Here is a 21,848-nt window from a genome sequence, read left to right as displayed (position 1 = left end):
CCGTGCCTGGGAGCATTCGGGCCGGCGGAGGCCACGGCCATCGTGGACGCGCGGCGCGACGGGGGGCTGTCCCGGTGACGATCGAGACCTCGACCGATGACGATGCGGCGGCCCGCCTCGGCCGGCTGACCGACCTGGCCACCCCGTTCGCCGTACGCACGGCGGTCACCCTGCGGGTGCCGGAGCGGATCGCGGCCGGGGTGACCGGCCTGGACAAGCTGGCCGCCGCCTGCGACGCCGACCCGGACGCGCTCGGCCGGCTGCTGCGCTACCTGGTCCACCGGGGCGTGTTCGTGGAGACCGAGCCTGACGTGTTCGCGTTGACCGACGTCGGCGAGCTGCTCTGCGAGCGCGACGGCGGCGGCCACGGCGGCTACCTCGACCTCGACGGCCTCGGGGCGCGGATGGACCTCGCCTACACCGGGCTGCCGCACGCGGTGCGCACCGGCGGACCGGGCTACCGGGCGGTGCACGGGCGGGACTTCTGGGCCGACCTCGACGCGCACCCGGCCTACCGGGCCTATTTCGACGCGCTGATGCTCAGCCAGCAGCGGTTCACCGCGCCGCAGGTGGCGGCGCTCTATCCCTGGCGGCGGGTGGGTCACGTGACCGACGTCGCCGGGGGTGCCGGCGGGCTGCTGCGGGAGCTGCTGACGACCCACCCGCACCTGCGGGGCACCCTGGTCGACCGCGCCGAGCCGGTGGCGACGGCGACGGCGACGTTCGCCGCGCACGGGCTGACCGACCGGGTCGACGCCGTGGTCGGGGACTTCTTCGCCGAGCTGCCGGCCGGGGCCGACGTGTACGTGGTGTCCCGGGCGTTGACCGACTGGAGCGACAGGCACGCCACGGCGATCCTGCGCCGGTGCGCCGAGGCGGCCGGGCGCACCGGTCGGGTGCTGGTGGTGGAGGTGCTGCCGACCGACCCGTACGTGCCGCACCGCTCGCCGTACGACCTGCAGATGCTGGTGCTGGTGGGTGGCCGCGAGCGGGGCGTGGCCGAGCACGTGGCGCTGGCGGCGGCGGCGGGTCTGAAGCCGGTCGGGACCTATCGCGGCACCGGGGGACTGACGTTGTTGGAGTTCGTTGTGGACGCCTGATCCGCCGACGGCTGATCCGACGTTCGTACCTGTTTTCGCGGTGCCGTGTGACGCACGGTAAGCAGTTCAGCGGATTTCTCTGGCATCGACCGATTTGCCGGTGAATAGGTTCGTGACATTCGTGTTTCTCCATAGCCTGCGCAGTTTTCCGAAGGTTGTTCATGGACGGACCGGCAGGTAACGTCTCGCGTGCCGGCTGGGCCGAGCCTTTGCGAAAGGGTCGACACGCTATGACGGTTACTGGTTTCACGCGATATCCGCCCTTCATCGACGACCTTGCCCGCAGTGAATCGGGGCGGCTGCTGCACGCGGAACTCGGACGCCGGTGGCCGGAGTCGACCGACCCGTTGGTCGGCATCGCCCGCTACGCCCTGCTGCCGGCGGGCAAACTGCTCCGTCCGATGATGACGCTGCACGCCGCCGAGGCGGTGGGCGGTTCGCCGGCCGACGTCCTGCCGGCCGCGCTGGGGATGGAGTACCTGCACGTCGCGACGCTCGTGCACGACGACATCATCGACGCCGACACGCTGCGCCGGGGTCGCCCGGCGGTGCCGGTCGCCTTCGGCATCCCCAACGCCATCGTGGTGGGTGACCACCTCATCTTCACGGCTTTTCAGTCCATTGTGGAGTCCGGGGCGACCGCGCCGGCCGGGCACGTCGCCGCCGCCGTCGCGGCCCTGGCCGAGGCCGGCCGGGACCTGTGCCGGGGGCAGATGCTCGAAACGCAGCTCGTCGGCGACCTCGACGAGGGTGCCCGCAGCTACGCCGAGATGATCCGGCTCAAGACCGGCGCCCTGTTCCGCGCCGTGTGTCACGTCGGCGCGCTGCTCGGCGGGGCCGAACCGCAGGTCGCCGCCGCGCTGGCCCGCTACGGCGAGCACCTCGGCGTCGCCTTCCAGATCCGCGACGACCTGCTGTCCTACGTGGCCACCCCGGAACAGACCGGCAAGCCGGCCACCAGCGACCTCAACAACGGCCGGCCCACCCTGCCACTGCTGCTCGCCTACGACGCCGCCACCGACGCCGGCCGGGTGGAACTGATGGCGGTGCTGCACCGGCGCGGGGCCGGCCCCGGAGACGTCGAATGGGTCGCCGGCCTGCTCGCCGAGGTCGACGCGGTAAGCAGCGCCCGCGGGCAGATGATCGAGCACGCCGAGCGGGCACTGGCCGAGCTGGCCGGGCTCGCCCCGTCCCCCAGCGCCACCGTGCTCGCCGGCATCGCGCACTGGATGACGAGCGAGACGGCGTGAGCGCCGCCGGCACGGTACGGGCGCTGCGGGCCCACGTCGAGACGTGGCGGCCGTACACCCTGTGGTACGTCGGGCTGGTCGGTCTCGCCGGTGCGGCCCTGGCCGACGGGCCGCACCACCCGTGGCTGCTGCTGTCGGCCTGGGCCGCCCCGACCGCCGGCTGGCTCGGCGGCCACTACCTCGGCGACTACTTCGACCGTGACCTCGACGCCGGCAGCAAGCCGCACCGGCCGATCCCGTCCGGCCGGCTGGCCGCCCGTACGGCGCTGTGGTGCGGCTGCGCCTGCTTCGCCGTCCTCGCCCTGCTGGCGGTGCTCGGTGGCTGGGGCACCACCTCGGCGGCCGTGCTCGCCGCGTTCGGCATCGTCGCCTACAGCCGCTGGTGCAAGGCGCGCGGTATCGCCGGCAACCTGGTCCGGGGCGCGCTCGGCGCGATCGCGCTGCTCTACGGCACGCTGACCGTCGGACTGTCCCCGCAGCAGCCGTCGGCGGTGCCGGTGCTGCTCGCCGCGATGCTCGCGTTCTGGGCCCACGACACGATGTCCAACCTGGTCGGTGCGCTGCGCGACATGGACGGTGACCGGGCCGGCGGCTACCGCACCCTGCCGGTACGCCGGGGCGCGCCGTTCGCGGTGCGTACGGTGCTGGCCCTCTACGCCGGCACCGTCACCGCCGCGCTGGTCGCCGGGCTGCTGGCCGACCCAAACCGACGGGCCGGCTACCTGGCGACGCTGGCCGTCGTGGTGGCGCTGGGAGTCGCCGCCCTGGCCCCGCTCGTCGCGCACCGCGCCGACATGCCCGTGCTGGTGGCGTTGCGGGCGCACGCCGTCCTGGTGGTCGAGCGGGTCGTGCTGGCCTCGGCCCTGGTCGGACTGGGGCTCGGGGTCGGCCTGCAACTGCTGCTGGCGCTGCCGATGGTCGCCCTGACCTGGTGGGCGCAGCGGATGATGCGCGCCGGGCACGAACTCGGCACCGGACGACCCGCGCTGGCGCTGGCCACCCCCCGTCGAGCCGCCATGGAGGACGTGTCATGACCGCTGTATCCACCGAGGCCCTCGACCGGGTCATCACCCGCGGCGCGGAGGCGCTGTTCCGCCGGCAGCGCCCCGACGGGGTCTTCGGCGACGACCCGCCGGCCTCGGTGCTGGGCACCGCCGGCACGGTGGCCGCCCTGCACGCCGCCGACCCGGTGGGCAGCGCCGACCTCGTCGACGCCGGCACCGGATGGCTGCGCCGGCAGCAGCACGACGACGGCGGCTGGGGCGGTGTGGTGGGGGCCGACAGCGAGGTCGTCGCCACCGCCGTCGCGGTCGCCGCGCTGGCCCTGACCGCGCCGGCCGACAGCGCCGAGGCGATCGCCGCCGGGCGGGCCCGGCTGGCCGCGATGGGCGGCGTCGACACGGTCACCGACCCGGCCATCTCGCTGCTCTGCCGGCAACTGCTCACGATGGCCGGGCTGACCGCCGAGGCGGGCCCGCTGCGCCGGCTGCCGCTGGAGATCGTCCTGTTCGACCGGGTCCGCCGCCAGCGCCTGTCGTTCCGTACCGCACCGTTCATCGGGCTGGCCCTGATGCAGGCCGACCTGCTGCCCACCGGCCGGCTGCGCCGGGCCACCCTGCGTCGGGCCCGTCCGGCGGCGCTGCGGCTGCTGCGCGCGATCTACGACCACGAGGGCCGCACCGGCGCGTTGAGCGAGGACCCGTGGCCCGCCGCCCTGGTCCTGCTCGGCCTGGCCCGTTCCGGCGAGGCCCCCGACATCGCCACCGCCGTGGTGGGCTGGCTGCGCCGCGCGGTGCGTCCCGACGGCGCCTGGGACGCGGTGGCCAACCTCGACCTGACCCGCTCCGGGTACGCGGTGACCGGGCTGATCGCCGCCGGGTACGCCGCCGACCCCCGGCTGCGCCCCACCCGCGAGTTCTTCCACGCCACCCGGAAGCCGACCGCGTTCACGGTGCTGGACGTGCCACCGGGCGGGTGGAGCTACTCCAACGTGGGCGGTTGGCCGGTGACGCTGGAGTCCGCCGAGATCCTGTCGGCGCTCGCCGGCTACCCCGACGCCGACACCGACCCGGTGCTGCGCGGCGGCGTGGACTGGCTCGTCGGCCGGCAGGACAGCCGGGGCTCGTGGAGCCTGTGGGTACGCGACACCAAGCTCGCCAACGACGGCCCCTGCCCCGCGATCACCAGCCAGGCCGTGCACGCCCTGCACGACGCCGGGCACCCCGACGAGCACCCGGCGATCGCCGCCGGGGCGGCCTGGCTGCTGACCGCCGCGCGCCCCGACGGCAGCTACGAGAACCTGTGGTACCGCGACCACACCTCCGGCACGGCGGTGGTGGTGGCCGCGTTGTCCCGGGTCGGGCACGCCCGGCACGACGTGGTCCGGCGGGCGGTGCGCTGGCTGCGCGACACCCAACTGCCCGACGGGTCGTGGGGGCCGGGCGACGGCACCGCCGGGTCGGTCGAGGAGACCGGCTGGGCCGTGCAGGGGCTGCTGGCAAGCGGTGACCCGGAGGCCGCCGACGCGGTCGACCGGGGGGTCTCCTGGCTGCTCGCCGCCGCCGGGCCCGACGGCGGCTGGCCGGCCACCCGGGTCTGCAACTACATCCGCCACCACCTGCGCTACCCCAACGCGGTGATCACCCAGGCGGTCGCGCTGCGGGCGCTCGGCGAGTACCGGCGTACCGTCGCCGGGCAGGCGGACGTCACACCCGGCGCGGTCGCCCGATGAACGCCGACGTCGTCGTGGTCGGTGCCGGGGCCGGCGGCCTGGCCGCCGCCCGCGCGCTCGGCGCGCGGGGGCTGCGGGTGCTGGTGCTCGACCGGCAACGCACCCCCGCGTCGATCGCCAAGGGCGAGATCCTGCAACCCGAGACGGTACGCATCCTGGACGGTTGGGGTGTGCTCGACGCCCTGCGGGCCACCGGCGCGTGCCCGGTCGACCGGCTGGCCATCCGCGACCCGCAGGGCCGTCCGCTGCTCGCCCTCGACTACGGCACCCTGCCCGGCGGCTACCGGCAGATCCTCTGCGCCGACTACGGCGACCTGCGTGCCGTGCTCGCCGACGGGCTGCCCGCCAGCGTCGAGATCCGCTGGGGGCAACGGGTCACCGGCCCGCTGCGCGCCGCCGACGGCCGGGTCACCGGGGTCCGGGTCACCGGCGGCGACGGCGACCAGGAGATCCGGGCGGCGCTGGTGGTCGCCGCCGACGGGATGTCCTCGCCGCTGCGTAAGGCCGTCGGCATCGACGTCGAGCGGCGGGAGTACCCCCACGGCCTGGTCGCCTTCGACGTGCCCGGGGTCCAGGTGGCCGACGAGGTGTCGGCCTACCGCACCGGGCGGGGCCTGTGCCTGGTCTACCCGCTGCCCGGCGGGCGGTGCCGGGTCTACGTCCAGGTGACCCCGGACGAGTTCCGCGGCCGCAGCACCGCCGACCTGGCCGACTGGTGCGACCGGCTGCTCGCCGGGGTGCCGGCCGTCCGGCCGCTGGGTGCGGCGCTGCGGGCGAACCTGCACCGGCGGCAGCTCCTCGCCGTCTACCGGCTACGGGCGGCCCGGTTGACCGTGCCCGGGCTCGCCCTGCTCGGGGAGGCCGCCCACGCGGTGCACCCGATGGCGGCGCAGGGCGTGAACAGCTCCCTCGCCGACGCCGAGACCCTCGCCGCCGGCCTCGCCGCCGGTGGGGGCCACCTGGACGACGCGACCGTGGACCGGGCGCTGCGCGACTACGACGCCGCCCGCCGGCCCCGGCTCGACCACGTCGCCACGGTCAGCCACAACGCCGCCCGCATGATCACCAGCGTGTCGGGGCTACCCCGGCTGCTCGGGGCGCGGATGATGCGGCGCACCGCGGCCAACCCCCGGCTGCTCGGGCTCACCGCCGGCAACCTGTCCGGCACGAACGTCCGACCGCTGTCCCTGGTCGACCGGATGTACCAGCTCGGGCTGCTCACCGACCGGCACGCCCAGCCACCTGTTCCCGCCGGCCCCGCAACGAAGTGAGCGACGATGACCACTGCCACCCCCGTCGGCACCCAGCCGCCGGCCGACCTGTCGATGAACGAGACGCCGTACCCGCCGCTGCCGAGCATCCGGCGGATCGTCGAGGACGGGGCCGCCGCCCTCCAGCGGTACCCGGACCGGACCGCCGCTGCGCTGCGCGGCGCGCTGGCCGCCCGGTTGGGCGTGGGGCCGGAGTCGATCCTCGTCGGGCCCGGTTCGGCCGGGCTGTGCCAGCACCTCGTCCAGGCGCTCGGGCCGCGCCCGGAGGTGGTGCACCCGGCGCTGTCCTTCGAGGGCTACCCGCTGATCATCGGCAACGTCGGGGCCCGGGGCGTACCGGTGCCGATGGACGGCTACCGCCACGATCTGCCGGCGATGGCCGCCGCCGTGACCGACCAGACCCGAGCAGTGCTGCTGTGCAACCCGAACAACCCGACCGGCGCGGTCCTGCACCGCGACGAGATCGAGGCGTTCCTGGACCGGATCCCGGCCGACGTGCCGGTGATCATCGACGAGGCGTACCGGGAGTTCGTCACCGACCCGCAGGTGCCCGACGGGATGGACCTGTTCCGCGCCCACGACAACGTCTGCGTCCTGCGTACCTTCTCCAAGGCGTACGGGCTGGCTGCGCTGCGCGTCGGCTACGCGGTGGTGCCACCCCGGGTGACACCGCTGGCCGGCATGGTGGGCGCGGTGTTCTTCCCGAACAGCCTGGCCCAGGCGGCGGCGGTGGCGAGCCTCGACGAGGCGGTCACCCCGGAGCTGACCCGGCGCTGCGCCGACCTGGCGTCCGCGCGGGCCCGGCTGATCGACGCGCTGCGCGGCATCGGCCTCACCGTGGCCCCCAGCGAGGCCAACTTCGTCTGGCTGCCGCTGGGGGAGCGGGCGGTGCCGTTCGCCGAGCGGGCCCGCGACGCCGGCATCCTGGTGATGGCCCTGCCCGGCGCGGGGGTCCGGATCACCGTCGGCACCGACGAGGCGAACGAGCGGCTGTGCGCCTTTGTCCAGAACACCTGGCCCACGTGACCGCGAGGTCGGAGCGTGGGCTTCGGGAAGACGCTTTCTACAGCTGCTTGACCTTGTCGAGAAACGTCTCCCAACTGGCGCTGCGGGCGAACCAGGGAGGCGTCAGCTGGCCGAGTGCCACGATTCGCTCGGCGATGGCGATGCTGTCGGCCTCCGTGTAGGTCTGGAACGACGGTCGTGCGCCCGGCGGTGTGACCGCCTTCTTGAGCTCTTCCTTCGCGTTGCGGATCCTGCCGACGTCCCGTCCGGCGAACTGGTCCGGTCGACGCCACGTGGGACGGACGGCGTGGACCGCGTCGGGGAACAGGAACCACCAGGTCTCGATCTCCCACGCGGGCACGATCGCGAGTACCGGCCAGCGCAGCGACCGGTGGCTGTCCTCGATCTTCGCGATCAGCTTCTCGTGTGCCGGCTCCACCTCGTCGGCATCCTCGTGCATGAGGACCGCGCGGATCGGGGTCCGCACGTCGACGGCCCGCAGCAGGGCGGCGGTCTTCGTCGACTGGCTCGGCAGCCGCTGCGGGGGCACGTTGCGGACCAGCGACATCGGTTTGCGGAGCGGCCTGAGGGCTCCGCGGGGGATGTCCGGGCGCAATGCGGCCACCAGGATCTGAATCGTCCTGCGGTCGTTGTCGTCTTCGCCGAGGATCACCACCACCGAGCGGTTCTCACCTCGTCTCGCGATCATTCCGGGCAGCCCCCGAGAGCGCCGGAGAACCACAGCTCACCCAACCCGAGCTCGCCGTGTAGTTCCTGCTCCATGGCCTTGACAGCTTCGGGAGCGATCGCGGGGATCTTCGACGCGGCGTCCGCGCCCCGCTCACACACGATGAGTTCGTCCGGCGTCAGCCGGTTGACCAGCGGGGGGGAGTGGGTGGCGATCAGGAACTGCGTGCGTCCGGACGCCTCGCGCAACAGCTCTACCAGGCGGTCGAGGATGTGCGGGTGCAACCCGTGGTCTATCTCCTCGATGCAGGTCAGTCGTGGCGGCGACGGGTCGTAGAGCAGCGAGAGCAGCGCGAGGGCGCGGATGGACCCGTAGGAGGCCTCCTGCAGCGTGGTCGCCCCGGACAGGCCTTGCTCCACCAGGGTGAGGACCGTTCCTTCACCGGCACCGCCGATGGCGGTGAACTGAAGACGTTCGAGACCGGGAATGAACGCACGGGCGTCGCGTTGCAGCGCGTCGAACCGATCGGGGTGCCGGTCGGCGAGGAAGGCGAGGAAGGCGGCGAGGTTGCTCGCGTCATCGTGTAGACGCTCACTCGCACGTTCCTGTGATGGTTGCCGCGCGGCGGCGACGTCGACATCGAAGACGCGGAAGCTGGCGAACATGTCAGCCAGGGCCTCGACCTGCTCGCCGCCGTCCTCGGGGCTGAGCTTGGGCAGGGTGGACAGGCCGAGCGAACCTTCCCGCAGGCTGGCGGTGTCCTCGCCGCCCTCCGGCTTGTGGAAGGTGATCAGGCCACCCTTGACCGTGATGCGCCGGCCCGGACCGGCCGTCCGCTTGAACGCGAAGCTCTCGGCTCGCCGTAGGTAGTACCGCTCCCTCTCGCTGCGACCCGACTTGAGCTTGTCGGCGGAGAACTCCAGCGTGTAAGTGTCGGTCGTTTTCAAGGAACTGTTTCTGGTGACTGCGGCCTCTACCTCGATGCTGATCGTCTGCCGCGCCCCCCGCGCGTCCCGGAAGGCCACCCGATCGAATCCCGCGCGGCGGTCGAGCGCCGGCGCCAGGTCGGCCCGGGTGGCGTCGCCCAGGAACGCGATGACATCGAGGAAGTTCGACTTGCCTGCGCCGTTGGGGCCGACGAGCACGTTCAGCGCCCCCAGACGCACCTCGACGTCGCGGAGGCTCCGGAAGTTGGTCACCTTCAGCCGGAGTAGGTAGGGGGGACGCCGGACAGCCACGCCCGCAGCGTACCCGGTGGATCTCCGTCTAGGCGGTCGGCGCGGCCCGGGCGATGTCCGCGTCGCCAACCGGGCGGGTGGTGGTGGTCTCCCAGCCGGTCAGGCAGAGGTAGCGCAGGTCGGGGTCGTAGTCGGCGGTCAGCACCGGCCCGGAGCGGTCCGGGTCGGCGGTGAGGACGTCGAGCAGGGTCCACCACGGTCCGGTGACCGGTTGTCCCGGCGGGGCGACGGTCACCCCGTCGGTCGGGTGCGTCGGCCAGGCCGCCGCGAGGCCGACACCGAGCACCAGCCGGGCGTCGGGCCGGCCCGCCGACAGCGTGGCCAGTTCGGACCCGGCCAGCGCGGCGACGTCGCCGGCCGCCACGTCCGGATGCTGGCGGAGCACCGTCGTGCGGGCCGGGGCGTGCACCACGTCGCCGGTGTGCTCGGGCACCGCCCCGCCCGCCGGGGCGGTGCGGAAGAGCATCGCGACGGCCTGCTGCCGGGCCGGGGCGGGCGTCGGCGTGTGGTACGGCAGCACGGCCTGGTCGACGGCGATCACCAGGGCCGTCGTGCCGCCGCCGGACGAGGCATACGCGTGGGCGAGCCGGAGACCGCTGACGACCGCCGCCGGTCCCTGGTCGCAGACGGCGAAGGAGAGCGGTGTCCCCGGGCAGAGGTGGCTCAGGTAGGTGGCGGTGGCCCGGCCGGGCAGCACGTCGTGCCGGGCGAACGCCAGCACAAGCAGGTCGACCGGTTCGTGCGGCGGCACGAGCGCCCCGATCAACGCCTCGGCCATCTCCGCGTGGGACCTGCCCAGCGCCTCCTGCCCCGGGCCGTCCGGCAGTTCCAGCCCGTACGGGATGGCCAGGTCGGCCAGGTAGCGGGCGGAGCGGGCCCGCTGGTCCGGATCGTCCAGCAGCGTGGCCGGCCCGGTGAAGACCCGCCGGGCGGCCCGGATCAGGTGCAGCTCGGTCGACGGGGCCGCCATCGCGGTGCTCCTTCCTCGGTGTCCGGCCGGCGCGCGGTCCCGGTGGGCGCAGACCGGCGCGGTGTCAGTGGGCGAAGACCATCGCGGTGTCAGTGGGCGAAGACCATCGCGGCGAAGGTCGCGCCCTCGCCGGCCCCGACCGCCGCGACCAGGTACCGGTCACCCGGGCTCAGCAGGCCGCGGTCGCGGGCGGTCAGGTAGTTGGTGAACGCGTCCGCGCAGAACACGTGGCCGGTCTCCCGGACGTTGTCCAGCAGCACCCGGTCGCGGGGGAACCCGATCAGCCGGCTCAACCGTTGCCAGGTCACCACGTTGACGTTGTGCGGCAGGATCAGCCGGATGTCGTCGAGGGTCACCCCGGCCACCGCGAGGGCCCGGCCGATCACGTCGGCCAGCGCCGGCCGGTACTCGCGCTGGAACTGCGCGCCGGACGCGCCACCGGCGACGTCGAACTCGCCCCGCTGCCGGCACGCGTAGCCGAGCAGCCGGTCGCGGGGACCGTCGAGGCTGACCAGGCACGCCGACGCCCCCTCGCTGAACACCGAGGTCTCCGGGATGAACTGGGCGTCGCGGGTGAACGCCTTCTCGGCGGTGAGCACCAGCGCCAACGGCCCCCCGCCCGGCGGGTGCGGCCCCGGCTCGGCAGCCAGCAGCCGGCCGGCCATCTCGATGGCGAGCAGCGCGCTGGCACAGGACTGCTGGGTCAGGGTGAAGGCGACCGTGTGGCGGAGCCCCAGCGCGCGGCAGACGTCGTGCAACGGGTTGACCGGGTACGGCACGACGACGGGGAACGCCCGCCCGTACAGCACGAACCGGACCCGGTGTTCCTGACCGCGCAGGGCGGTGAGCGCGGTGGCGGCCTGTCGGAGCAGGTCGGCCAGGGACCGGTCGGGATCACGGCGTACCTGGTCGAGGCCGTGGAACCGGCGGAACAGCCGGACCTGCATCTCGGTCAGCTCCAGCGGGCCGGCCAGGCTCTCGATCGGGACGCGGTGCGGCGGCAGGTGGACCGCGACCGCGTCGAGCGCCGTCATACCGCCGGTGCCGGGGTCGACCGGGGACGGCCGGTGACCGGGCCGGAACCCGCCCCACCGCTGTACGGCACAGTGGATGGTCGTACCCGGGAACGTTGCTCGTCGACCGCCACGGCAGGAATCCCATCAGCGGCGTCCGTCGCTGTCAACGCGTGCCAGAATATCGACGTGGCCCGCTTCCTGTTCGTCGTCCTGCCGGTGGCCTCGCACCTGAACGCCCCGCTCGCCATCGGCCAGGCGCTCCGGGCGGCCGGGCACGAGGTGGCGTGGTGCGGTCCCCGCACCGACCTGCGCCCGCTGATCGGCCCCGACGCGACGCTCTACCCGACCGGCAAGCGGTACTTCCGCAACGGCGACGAGTCGGGCATGGCGTCGGTACGCAGCCTCTGGGAGGGGCACGTGCTGCCGGTCAACCGGTTCATCCGGGACGCCGTCGACCGGGCGGTGGCCGACCACCGGCCGGACGTCGTCGTCGTCGACCAGTACGCGCTGGCCGGCGCGTTGGCTGCGCACCGGCACGGGGTGCCGTGGGCGACGTTCTGCGTGGGCGCGCTGGAACTGACCCCGCCGGACCTGCCCGGGTTCACCGACTACGTTCGCGCGCAACTGGCCAGGGTCTGGGCGATGACCGACCTGCCCGTCGACGACGCGATCGACCTGCGCTTCTCGCCGTACCTGGTGATCGGGCTGACCAGCACGGCGCTGACCGGCGCGACGCCGCTGCCGGCGCGGTGCGTGCTGACCGGCCCGGCCCTGGGCCACCGCCCCGACGCGCCGGCCTTCGACCGGGCAGCCTGGGACCCTTCCCGCCGGCACCTGCTGGTCACCGTCGGGACGATGGCCGAGCACCTGGCCCGGGACTTCTACCGGCGGATGATGGCGGCCACGGCGGCCCTGGCCGACCGGGTGCAGGTGGTGGTCACCGCCTCGCCCGACGTGCTGCCCGACCCGCCCGCACACGTGCTGGCCGCCCCCCGGGTGCCGGTGCTGGAGCTGATGCCCCGGCTGGACGCGGTGGTGTCGCACGGCGGGCTGGGCACCGTCACCGAGGCGTTGGCGCACGGCGTACCGGTGGTCGTCGCGCCGATCCGGCACGACCATCCGACGGTGGCCCGCCAGGTGACCGACGCGGGCGCCGGCATCGAGGTCGCGTTCGCCTCGGCGACTCCGGCGGACCTCACCGCCGCGCTCACCGCCGTCCTCGACGATCCGGCCTACCGGGAGGGGGCCCGCCGGGTGGCCGAGTCGTTCGCCGCCGCCGGTGGCGCAGCAGCCGCCGCCCGGCACCTCGCCGCCCTGGCCGCCCGGCCCATCGACCATTGTCCTTCGGGTACGGCCACACTAGCCTGACCTGACGCACCCGCAGGGGTGTCGCCGTCCACCGTCGACACCCGTGGGTCGACACCCCGTGGCCCGGCGTCGTCGCCGTCCGAGGAGGCTCGATGATCGAGGCCACCGACCTGCGCAAGTCCTACCGGGTCGGCCGGGGCCGCAACGCCGGCACCGTCGAGGCGGTACGCGGGGTGGACTTCGCCGTGCAGCGCGGCGAGATCGTCGGGTTCCTCGGTCCCAACGGCGCGGGCAAGTCCACCACCATGCGGATGCTGGCCACGCTGATCCGCCCGGACGGGGGGCGGGCGACGATCGCGGGTGTCGACCTGCTGCGGGCCCCGGCCCAGGTGCGTCGGCAGATCGGTTTCGTGGCCCAGGCCAGCGGCACCTACGACGACTCGACGGCCCGCCGGGACCTGGTGCTCCAGGCCCGGCTGTACGGCTTCGGCAAGGCCGAGGCGCAGCGCCGGGCCGAGGCGGCGATCGGCGCGTTCCAGCTCGACGACTTCGCCGACCGGCGGATCAGGACGTACTCCGGGGGGCAGCGTCGGCGGCTCGACGTGGCGCTCGGCGTGATCCACTCCCCGCAGGTCATCTTCCTCGACGAACCGACCGCCGGGCTGGACCCGCCGAGCCGGGTGCGGATGTGGCAGGAGGTCCGGCGGCTGCGCGCGGAGGGCATGACGGTCTTCCTCACCACCCACTACCTCGACGAGGCCGACACCCTGTGCGACCGGCTGTCCATCATCGACGGTGGTCGGATCGTCGCCGAGGGCACCCCGTCGGATCTCAAGCGGGAGATCTCCGGTGACGTGGTCGCGATCGACCTGACCCGCGCCGACGTGACCGACGGCCCGGCCGACGCCGACCTGCCGATCGCCACGAAACTACTGACCGAGCAGCCGTACGTGCACTCGTCGGAGGCGGTCGACGGCACCCTGCGGCTCTACGTGGACAGTGCCGCGACGGCGATCCCGCAGATCATGCGCACCCTGCTGGCGCGGGGGATCGAGCCCGGGGCGATCGAGGCCCGCCGGCCCAGCCTCGACGACGTCTTCCTGGCCAAGACCGGCCGCTCCCTGGAGGAATGACCCGGCCGGTACGAGAGGAGCCGCAGTGAAACTGGTCCGCGACACCTGGCTGATCTTCGGGCAGGAGGTCGGCCTGATGGTGCGCAACCCGGTGATGGTGGCGTTCAGCCTGGCCCAGCCGGTCACCTACCTCATCCTGTTCGCCCCCTTCCTCAAGGTGGTGATGGTCGACCGGGGCGCCTCCTCGTACGCCGACGCCTACCGCATCTACGTGCCCGGCCTGTTCGTGGCGATGGGCCTGTTCGGTGGCCTGTTCGCCGGGTACGGGCTGCTCAGCGCCCTGCGCGCCGGCATCATCGACAGGTGCCGGGTGACCCCGGTGAGCCGTACCGGCCTGCTGCTGGGCCGGGCGCTGATGCACGTCTGCCTGAACGTGGTGCAGGCGGTGATCATCACGATCGTGGCGTTGCCGTTCGGGTTGCGGGTGCACCTGGGCAACCTGCTCATCTCGTACGCGCTGCTGTCGGTGATGGTGCTGCTGAGCACCTCGATCTCGTACGACATCGCGCTGCTGGTGCGCAACGAGAACAGCCTCGGCGTGCTGGTCAACACCGTCGGCCAGCCGATCTCGCTGCTCGCCGGGGTGCTCATCCCGCTGGTGCTCGCACCACTGTGGATCCAGCAGGTCGCGGTCTGGAACCCGTTCTCGTGGGCGACCAACGGCATGCGGGCGTTGTTCAACGGGCAGCTCACCGAGCCCGTGGTCTGGCAGGGTGCCCTCATCATGATCGTGCTGGCCGCGATCAGCCTGGTCTGGTCGTCGCACCTGTTCAACCGCGAGGTCTCCTGAGCCGGACCGCAGTCGACCGGGCCGGTGTGACCAGGATTGATGTTGGCCATTGTCTGCCGGTGGTCGGCGCTCTAGCCTGAGCGTGTCCCAGATCGGCCGCTGCGCCGTGGTGCGGTGACCGTGAGCGTGCCAGGTGAGGAGACAACTCGTTGGGTGCCGACAACTTCCGGGCGACGCTCGCGGCCGACATGGAGCTGGGGGCCGGCAATGTGCTGCTCCGGCTCGCCGAGCACGGCGCCGACCCGGACCTGCCCCGGGTGACCTTCGACGTCGACGTGGACGGCATCCCCGCCTGGACGCCGCTGTCGCTGGCCACCCTCACCGAGCGGGTCGCCGCCCGCGCCGACTGGTTCCGGCAGCGGGGCATCGGCTGGCGTGACCCGGTCGCGGTCTATGTGACGTCCGCGCCCGACGTGTTCCTCAACTTCTTCGCCCTCAACCGGCTCGGCGCGATCCCGGCCCTGATGAACGGCAACATGCCGATCGAGCTGGCAGCCGAGTTCATCAGGCGGCTGCGCGGTGTCGGCGTCGTCGTCGACGCCGATCACGCCGCGCTGCGCGAGCACGACCTCGGGACGCCGATCCTCGGCGACGCCGCGGAGACCGGCACCGGCGACCCCGACCAGGCCCCACCGCACTACCGTCACCACCCCGAGGACCCGGTCGCGATCACCCACTCGTCGGGCACCACCCGGGTGCCGGCCGCGATCGTCCACTCGCACCACGGGCTGTTCGCCGCCATCCGGGCCGTCCGGCTCACCGAGTCCCGTCCGTACGGCGAGGTACGCGAGCTGTCCGTGCTGCCGGCCGCGCACGCCGCCGGCATCATCACGGTCAACCAGGCGCTGTGCAACAGCTACCAACTGCTCTACCTGTCGGCGCAGGGCGGCCCGTTCGCCAGCAGCGCCGAGACGATCCTCGACGCCATCGAACGCTGGCGGCCGACCGGCGTCTTCGGTTTCGCGGTGACCTGGTCCGAGCTGGCCCGCCACGACCTGACCACCCGTGACCTGGGTTCCGTGCGCAACTGGTTCAACACCGGGGACTGCGCCCACGAGTCGCACGTGCGGCGGCTGGTCGCCGTGGGCAGCCACCCGGCGTACACCCGGCAGGGCATGGTGGACGTGCCCGGGTCCAAGTTCGTCGACATGCTCGGCTCCACCGAGATGGGCCACGGCGCGTTCCGGATCAGCCACCGCCTCGGCAGCGACAACTACGACCGCTGCGTCGGCAAGCCGTACCCGTTCGCGCAGATCGCCCTGCTCGACGTGGCCACCGGCGAGGAGGTCCCCGAGGGGCAGGTGGGGCACGTCGGGCTCAAGTCGCCGACCCTGGCCCTCGGGTACTGGAACGACTCGGTCAACACGTTCCGCACCCGGCTGGGCGGCTACTACCTCACCGGTGACCTGATGTACCGCGACCCGGACGGCAACTACCACCACGTCGACCGGGCCAGCGACGCGGTCGACCTGGGTGACGGCAACTGGCTCTACACGGCGCTGTCCGAGGAACGCATCCTGAAACACTGCCCCGACGTACGGGACTGCACGGTCATCGCGGCCCGGGAGGCCGACGAGCAGACCGTCACCGAGGTGCTGCTCGTGCTCGCCGAGGACGCCGACCCGGAACTCGACCGCTCCGACCAGGTCCGGGCCGCCCTCGGGCCGGTGGTCGCGGCGACGCTGCGGCGGGTGGTCACGGTGCCTGCCGACGGCGTGGTGATGGGGCCGACGGGCAAGGTCCGCAAGTTCCTGATGCGCCAGCGGCTGCTGGCCGACGCCGGGGCGGCCACCACCGGCTGACCGGTGAAGCGCCCCGCGCCCCGACCGCTCACGGCGGCCGGGGCGCGGGGCGCTACCGGCGGGTGTCAGCCCAGCCGGGACTCGATCGCCTCGATGATGCGGGGGCGCAGCTCGGCGGCCCGGATCACCGCGTCGACCGAGCCGACCTCCACCGCCCGCCCGATGTTGTGCACCCGGTCGAACTCCGCCGCCACCTCGCCGAGCTTCTCCGCACGGACCGCCGCGCGGGTCTCGTCGAGTTCGGCGGTGAGCGCGGCCCGCTCGGTGCCGGTGGCCGCCGCGACCCGCGCCTCCAGGTCGCGGACCCGCAGGTCGGCCGCCGTACGGGCGTTGACTTCGCCGGAGAACACCACCGCCGCCGCCGGGGCGCCGCCGAGCACCGAGGCGAACGAGCCCTCCAGCGCCAGCACCGTCATGTTCGGGTTCAGCGCCTTGGAGAAGACCACGAACGCCCCACCGTGGTACCGGGAGATCACGCAGAACACGATCGGTCCCCGGAAGTTGACGATCGCCCGGCCGATCTCGGCCCCGTACTCCAGTTGCAGCTTGCGCATCGACTCGGGTGAGCCGTCGAAGCCCGACAGGTTGGCCAGCACCACCAGCGGCCGGTTGCCGCTGGCCGCGTTGATCGCCCGCGCGGCCTTCTTGGACGAGCGGGGGAACAGGGTGCCCGCGGTGTAGGTGTCCGGGCCGTCGGTGGGCGGGAAGCCACGCCGGGGCACCGACCGCGACTCGATGCCGAGCAGGCAGACCGGAATGCCACCGAGGTGGACGTCCTGCACCACCGCGGTCTCCGCGTCGGCCATGCCCGCCCACCGCTCCAGCACCGGGTGGTCCTGGTCGGACAGCGCCCGCATCACCGTACGGATGTCGAACGGCTTCTTGCGGTCCGGGTTGGCGGTGGCGGAGAAGATCTCGCCGACGGTGGTGAAGTCGCTGCCCGCCACGGTGTGCGGGAAGGTGGTGACGTCCCGGTCCACCGGGTCGACGGTGGTCGCCCGGCGCGGCTCGCTCTCCCCGGGCGCGACGTACGTGTGGTCGTAGTACGACATCAGCACGTCCCGAGCCGCCGTCAGGTTCGGCGCCCAGTACTGCGCCTGCCCGTTGGGGCCCATCACCCGGTCGTAGCCGCCGATGCCGAAGTTGTCCTCGGCGGACACCCCACCGGAGAAGTCGAGCGACTGCTTGCCGGTGAGCACCATCGCGGCCTCCGGGGTCATCACCAGGATGCCCCGGGTGTGCATGAGCATCGTCGCCTCGGCGTTCCAGTACGGCTGGGCGCCCACGTTGATCCCCGCGACCACGATGTTGATCTCGCCGCCGTCCTGGGTGAACTCGACGATCCGCTTGAGCGCCGCCGCCACCCAGTCCATGTTCTCGGTGCCCGACGTCATCGAGATCCGCGCGCCGGCCGACAGGGCGTACCACTCCAGCGGCACCCGCATCCGCTCGGCGAGGTCCAGGGCGGCGATCACCCGACGGCACTCGGCCTCGGAGAGCGCGCCCAGCGACTTGGTCGGGTCGCCCAGCAGCACCACCCGGGTGACGCCCTGCGGGTGCCTCGGGGTCGGCGTGGTGACCACGCCCGCGACGATCGCCGCCGTGTTGCGTCCCCGGGGCCGGTCCACCGGCACCAGCGCGTGGTCGTCGTCGAGGTCGTGCTCGACGAACTGGCCGAGCAGCCCGGTCAGCTCGTACGGGTAGACCGTGTTGCGGCTGCTGGCCCGCAGCACCTTCAGCCGGTAGTCGTCGAGCGGCTCGACCGGGTCGACCGGCGGCTCACCCATGGTCAGCTCGGCCCCGCCGGTGGCGTCGAACGCGATCCGCACCGCGATCTTGTTGAGCTCGCCGGTCCGGCGGTCGCGCTGCCGCGCGATGAACAGGATCTCCTCCAGCCCCGCGCCGACGGTCGTCGGGCGGACCCGCCCAGCGATCATCTCCATCTCCTCGCGGGTGAGGTCGCTCGGCGGCCAGACGTAGATGACGATCCGGTTGGTGTTGAAGCGGGTCTTGGCCGGGCGACGGGTCTGCGCCCGACGGATCGAGTCCAGGCAGGTGGCGACGATGTCCTCGGCCGTGGGCAGGGCGACCAGCCGCCCGTCGTGCTCCCGCAGCGCGGTCAGGTCGCGTACCTGGGCGAACGCGACGAGCCGCTCGTCGGACGGGTTCTCCCGCGCGACGGCCTGGAAGAGGTAGACCTCCTCGTCCGACGACGGCAGCCGGGTCAGGTCGAACTTGCGCAGCCGCTCCAACTGCATCCGCTGTGCGATGTACGGGTGCAGGCCCCGGATCAGCCGCTCCTCGCTCATCCCCGTGCTCGACGGGCGGAACGTGAAGTGGTGGTGCATCACCGCGCCGCCGCGCCCGGCGACGGTGGTGGTGAGCCGGCGGACCTGGGCCGGCAGCGGGTGCGCGTTGACGACCTCAAGCAGCGCGGCGGCCATCGCGTCGAAGTCCTCCGGCTGGTTCTCCCAGCCGAGGTAGATGTCGGCGTCGACGGCGGAGCCGTCAGCGGCCAGCTCGGCGAGCCCGCGCAGCGCGTCGCCCAGCGCGTCGAACCGGACGGCGGCGGAGAGCAGGCTGGAGTCGGCCCGCTCGGCGACCACGAACGTGCAGTCCGCCACCCGCCGGGTCCGCACGTCGGCCAGGCCCTTGTTGCCGTAGTACCGCCGGGTCAGCACCTCCAGCATCACCGCGTTGTCGAGGTGGTCCCGCACGAGCCGCTGGCCGAGCACCCGCACCAGGGGCTCGGTGCTGCGGACCATCTCCGCGACCCGCTCGGCGCGGTCCGCCGAATCCGGGTGCGCGTCCAGGTGACGCAGGTGCCGGCGGACGGAGGCGTACAGCCGGGCGCGGTTGCGCAGCAGCAGCGGCTGGGCGAACCAGGCGAACACCACCCCGCGGGCCAGGTCGGCGACGACCGGGAACCGGACCTGCGTCGCCGCCACCAGCCGCTCCAGCGCGAGACCGGCGGGCTCGCGCAGCACCGCGTCCGGCGGCGGCTCGCGCAGCCAGGAGCGCAGCAGCGTGGCGATGACCGTGGCGTCGGCGGACGCCCGCTGCTGGGCCAGGAAGATCCGGAACACGGCGGCCTCGAGGGCGGGGGAGCGGTCCAGCTCGGTGACGCCGTAGTGGCCGAGCGCCTTGGCCAGCTTGGCCTGGAAGGCCGCCGGCAGACCGGCCCGCTCGACGTCGAGGCTCTGCAGGTAGGTGTGGAAGTGCTCGCGGGCGCTGGGGACGTGGTTGTCGCCGCTGACGTCCTCCCCGGTCAGCCGGTTGCGGCTGAGTTCGGCGAGGTCGGCGAAGACGTCGACGAGGTCGATCTCCTCGGCCAGCGGGCGGTGGCCGTCGTCGATGGCGGCCCGCCGCGCGGCGAGGTACTCGTCGAGCACCCGGCCGTCGTCGTGCGGGTCCACGTCGAAGCCCAGCAGCAGCCCACGGAGGTCCTCCTGGCCGCGTCGGGTCCGCTCGACCGCCGGGGCCTGGTCGGGTGCGGTGGGCAGGTCCAGGGCCACCGGCGCTGCGGCCTCGGCACCCGGGGCGTCGTCGGCGTCGTCGCCGAGCGGCTCCAGCCGCAGCAGCGCCGCGCCGGCCTCCACCTGGCTGCCGACGGAGACGCCGCACTCCTTGAGCCGGGCCCGGAACGGTGCCCGCAGCACCGTCTCCATCTTCATCGCCTCCAGCACCAGCACCGGTGCGCCCGCCTCGACCTCGGCGCCCACCTCCACCGGGGTGGCGACGACCAGCGCCGGCATCGGCGAGCGGACCACACCGCCCTCGTCGCGGCCGACCCGGTGGGTCACGCCGTCCACCTCGACCAGGTGGATCGCGCCGTGGGTGCCGGTGAGCAGCCGGTACCGGGCGCCGTTGACGGCGATCTGCCCGGTGTGCCTGTCGAACCGGTCCAGCTCGACGTCGGCGGTGTGCACGTCGCCGCCGACCTCGATGCCGACCCGGAACCGGTGCGCGCCGACCCGGGCCACCCGCATCCGGTAGCCGACGCCGCGCAGCTTGAGGTCCAGTGGCCGGCCGCTGGCGTGCTGTACCTGGGGCCGCCCGCCGAACGCCGTCGACAGCAGCCGCTGCTGCTCGGCCCGCTCCTGCTCCTCGTACGCCTCGATCGCGGCGGCGGCGAGCGCGACGGCGGAGTGCCGGTGCGACACGAGCCGGCCCTCGGCGCGTACCCGGTCGATCCAGCCGGTGTCGGCGCTGGCGTCGATCACCTCGGGCTGGTCGAGCAGGTCGAGCACGAAGCTCTTGTTCGTCGCGCCACCCTCGATGATCAACGTGGTCTCGGCCATCGCCCGGCGCAGCCGGCCGAGCGCCTCGTCCCGGTCCCGCCCGTACGCGATGATCTTCGCGATCATCGAGTCGAAGTCGGCCGGGATGGTGTCGCCCTCGCTGACCCCGGTGTCGACCCGGATGCCGGGACCCGCGGGCAGGTCCAGCCGGGCGATCCGGCCCGGGGCGGGGGCGAAGTCGCGGTCCGGGTCCTCGGCGTTGAGCCGGGCCTCGATGGCGTGCCCGCGCTCCACCGGCGGCACCCCGTCGAGCCGGCCGCCCGCCGCGACGTGCAACTGCGCCTTGACCAGGTCGAACCCGGTGGTCAGCTCGGTGATCGGGTGCTCCACCTGGAGCCGGGTGTTGACCTCCAGGAAGGCGAACAGCCGGTCACCCGGGTGGTAGAGGAACTCGACGGTGGCGGCACCCCGGTAGCCGACCGCGACGGCCAGCCGCTCGGCCGAGGACTTGAGTTCGGCCGTCTGCTCCGGGCCGAGGACCGGCGAGGCCGACTCCTCGATGACCTTCTGGTTGCGCCGCTGCACCGAGCAGTCCCGTACGCCGAGCGCCCAGGCGGTGCCCTGACCGTCCGCGATCACCTGCACCTCGACGTGCCGGGCACCGGTGACCAGGCGCTCCAGGAACACGATCCCGCTGCCGAAGGCGCGGGCCGCCTCCTGGCTGGTGCGTTGGTAGGCGTCGGTCAGCTCGGCGTCGCTGGTGACCACGCGGATGCCCCGCCCGCCACCACCGGCGGTCGCCTTGAGCATCAGCGGGTAGCCGATCTCGGCGGCGGCGGCGATCGCGGCCTCCAGGGTCTCCACCGCGCCCCGGCTCCACGGCGCGACCGGCACGCCGACCTCCTCGGCGATCAGCTTCGCGCCGATCTTGTCACCGAGCTTGCGCATCGCGTCGGGGCTCGGCCCGACGAAGGTGATGCCGATCTTCTCGCACAGCTCGGCGAAGGCCGGGTCCTCGGCGACGAAGCCCCAGCCGACCCACGCCGCGTCGGCCCCGGTCTCGACCAGGGCCTGTTCGAGCTTCTTCAGGTCGAGGTACGGCCGGGCGGACGCCGGCCCCAGATCGTAGGCGATGTCGGCCTCGCGGACGAAGGTCGCGGTGCGGTCGACATCGGTATAGAGGGCCACCGTCTCGATGGGAGTGTCGGTCTGCGCGGCCAGCTCTCGGACCGCGTGAATGAGGCGCATCGCGGCCTCACCCCGGTTGACGATGGCGACACGGCTGAACACCCGACCGACTCCTCC

15 protein-coding genes are annotated in these 21,848 nt (G+C 73.4%); 10 read left to right on the top strand and 5 right to left on the bottom strand.

Annotation, left to right across the window (positions count from 1 at the left end):
- Positions 1 to 74 precede the first annotated feature (74 nt).
- From ACN260_RS20225 to ACN260_RS20200, 6 genes are all read left to right on the top strand, one after another.
- On the top strand, positions 75 to 1,100 hold the full coding sequence (locus ACN260_RS20225; protein WP_422752573.1) for a methyltransferase: 1,026 nt from the start codon (positions 75 to 77) through the stop codon (positions 1,098 to 1,100).
- Between the two features lie 230 nt (positions 1,101 to 1,330).
- A complete protein-coding gene (locus ACN260_RS20220; protein ID WP_422752572.1) occupies positions 1,331 to 2,350 on the top strand; it encodes a polyprenyl synthetase family protein in 1,020 nt (339 codons plus the stop codon).
- The gene (locus ACN260_RS20215) at positions 2,347 to 3,384 is read left to right on the top strand and encodes a UbiA family prenyltransferase (RefSeq protein ID WP_422752571.1); all 1,038 of its coding nucleotides are present in this window, start codon (positions 2,347 to 2,349) and stop codon (positions 3,382 to 3,384) included. The genes ACN260_RS20220 and ACN260_RS20215 overlap by 4 nt, the downstream gene beginning before the upstream one ends.
- Positions 3,381 to 5,081 (top strand): prenyltransferase/squalene oxidase repeat-containing protein, encoded by a 1,701-nt coding sequence (locus tag ACN260_RS20210; RefSeq protein WP_422752570.1) that lies wholly within the window; start codon positions 3,381 to 3,383, stop codon positions 5,079 to 5,081. Before ACN260_RS20215 ends, ACN260_RS20210 begins: the two co-directional genes overlap by 4 nt.
- Positions 5,078 to 6,352 carry an FAD-dependent oxidoreductase gene (locus ACN260_RS20205; protein WP_422752569.1) on the top strand — a complete coding sequence of 425 codons (1,275 nt, stop codon included), beginning with the start codon at positions 5,078 to 5,080 and terminating at the stop codon, positions 6,350 to 6,352. Before ACN260_RS20210 ends, ACN260_RS20205 begins: the two co-directional genes overlap by 4 nt.
- A 6-nt stretch (positions 6,353 to 6,358) precedes the next feature.
- Positions 6,359 to 7,378 carry a histidinol-phosphate transaminase gene (locus ACN260_RS20200; RefSeq protein WP_422752568.1) on the top strand — a complete coding sequence of 340 codons (1,020 nt, stop codon included), beginning with the start codon at positions 6,359 to 6,361 and terminating at the stop codon, positions 7,376 to 7,378.
- 37 nt (positions 7,379 to 7,415) lie between these two features.
- Here the strand turns inward: ACN260_RS20200 and ACN260_RS20195 are convergent, their stop codons facing one another.
- The 4 genes from ACN260_RS20195 to ACN260_RS20180 all read right to left on the bottom strand — a co-directional run bounded on the left by ACN260_RS20195 (position 7,416) and on the right by ACN260_RS20180 (position 11,287).
- The gene (locus ACN260_RS20195) at positions 7,416 to 8,036 is read right to left on the bottom strand and encodes a hypothetical protein (protein WP_422752567.1); all 621 of its coding nucleotides are present in this window, start codon (positions 8,034 to 8,036) and stop codon (positions 7,416 to 7,418) included.
- Positions 8,037 to 8,062: 26 nt separating this feature from the next.
- Positions 8,063 to 9,283, bottom strand: a complete 1,221-nt coding sequence (locus ACN260_RS20190) for an AAA family ATPase (RefSeq protein ID WP_422752566.1) — start codon at positions 9,281 to 9,283, stop codon at positions 8,063 to 8,065.
- 28 nt (positions 9,284 to 9,311) lie between these two features.
- The gene (locus ACN260_RS20185; protein ID WP_422752565.1) at positions 9,312 to 10,253 is read right to left on the bottom strand and encodes a 2-hydroxy-acid oxidase; all 942 of its coding nucleotides are present in this window, start codon (positions 10,251 to 10,253) and stop codon (positions 9,312 to 9,314) included.
- 89 nt (positions 10,254 to 10,342) lie between these two features.
- On the bottom strand, positions 10,343 to 11,287 hold the full coding sequence (locus ACN260_RS20180) for a 3-oxoacyl-[acyl-carrier-protein] synthase III C-terminal domain-containing protein (protein ID WP_422752564.1): 945 nt from the start codon (positions 11,285 to 11,287) through the stop codon (positions 10,343 to 10,345).
- 168 nt (positions 11,288 to 11,455) lie between these two features.
- Here ACN260_RS20180 and ACN260_RS20175 point away from each other — a divergent pair, with 168 nt between their 5' ends.
- From ACN260_RS20175 to ACN260_RS20160, 4 genes are all read left to right on the top strand, one after another.
- The gene (locus ACN260_RS20175) at positions 11,456 to 12,637 is read left to right on the top strand and encodes a glycosyltransferase (protein WP_422752563.1); all 1,182 of its coding nucleotides are present in this window, start codon (positions 11,456 to 11,458) and stop codon (positions 12,635 to 12,637) included.
- Positions 12,638 to 12,729: 92 nt separating this feature from the next.
- Positions 12,730 to 13,710 carry an ATP-binding cassette domain-containing protein gene (locus ACN260_RS20170; protein WP_422752562.1) on the top strand — a complete coding sequence of 327 codons (981 nt, stop codon included), beginning with the start codon at positions 12,730 to 12,732 and terminating at the stop codon, positions 13,708 to 13,710.
- 25 nt (positions 13,711 to 13,735) lie between these two features.
- On the top strand, positions 13,736 to 14,500 hold the full coding sequence (locus ACN260_RS20165; protein ID WP_422752561.1) for an ABC transporter permease: 765 nt from the start codon (positions 13,736 to 13,738) through the stop codon (positions 14,498 to 14,500).
- A 188-nt stretch (positions 14,501 to 14,688) separates the two neighbouring features.
- Positions 14,689 to 16,302 carry a class I adenylate-forming enzyme family protein gene (locus tag ACN260_RS20160; protein WP_422756771.1) on the top strand — a complete coding sequence of 538 codons (1,614 nt, stop codon included), beginning with the start codon at positions 14,689 to 14,691 and terminating at the stop codon, positions 16,300 to 16,302.
- A 65-nt stretch (positions 16,303 to 16,367) separates the two neighbouring features.
- Here the strand turns inward: ACN260_RS20160 and ACN260_RS20155 are convergent, their stop codons facing one another.
- A complete protein-coding gene (locus ACN260_RS20155; protein ID WP_422752560.1) occupies positions 16,368 to 21,833 on the bottom strand; it encodes a carboxyl transferase domain-containing protein in 5,466 nt (1,821 codons plus the stop codon).
- Positions 21,834 to 21,848 lie beyond the last annotated feature (15 nt).

This window comes from Micromonospora sp. WMMD708 (assembly GCF_049315245.1).
Classification (GTDB): domain Bacteria; phylum Actinomycetota; class Actinomycetes; order Mycobacteriales; family Micromonosporaceae; genus Micromonospora; species Micromonospora wenchangensis.
The sequence above is the reverse complement of the archived record's forward strand: the minus strand, read 5'-3'. Positions and strand labels throughout refer to the sequence as shown.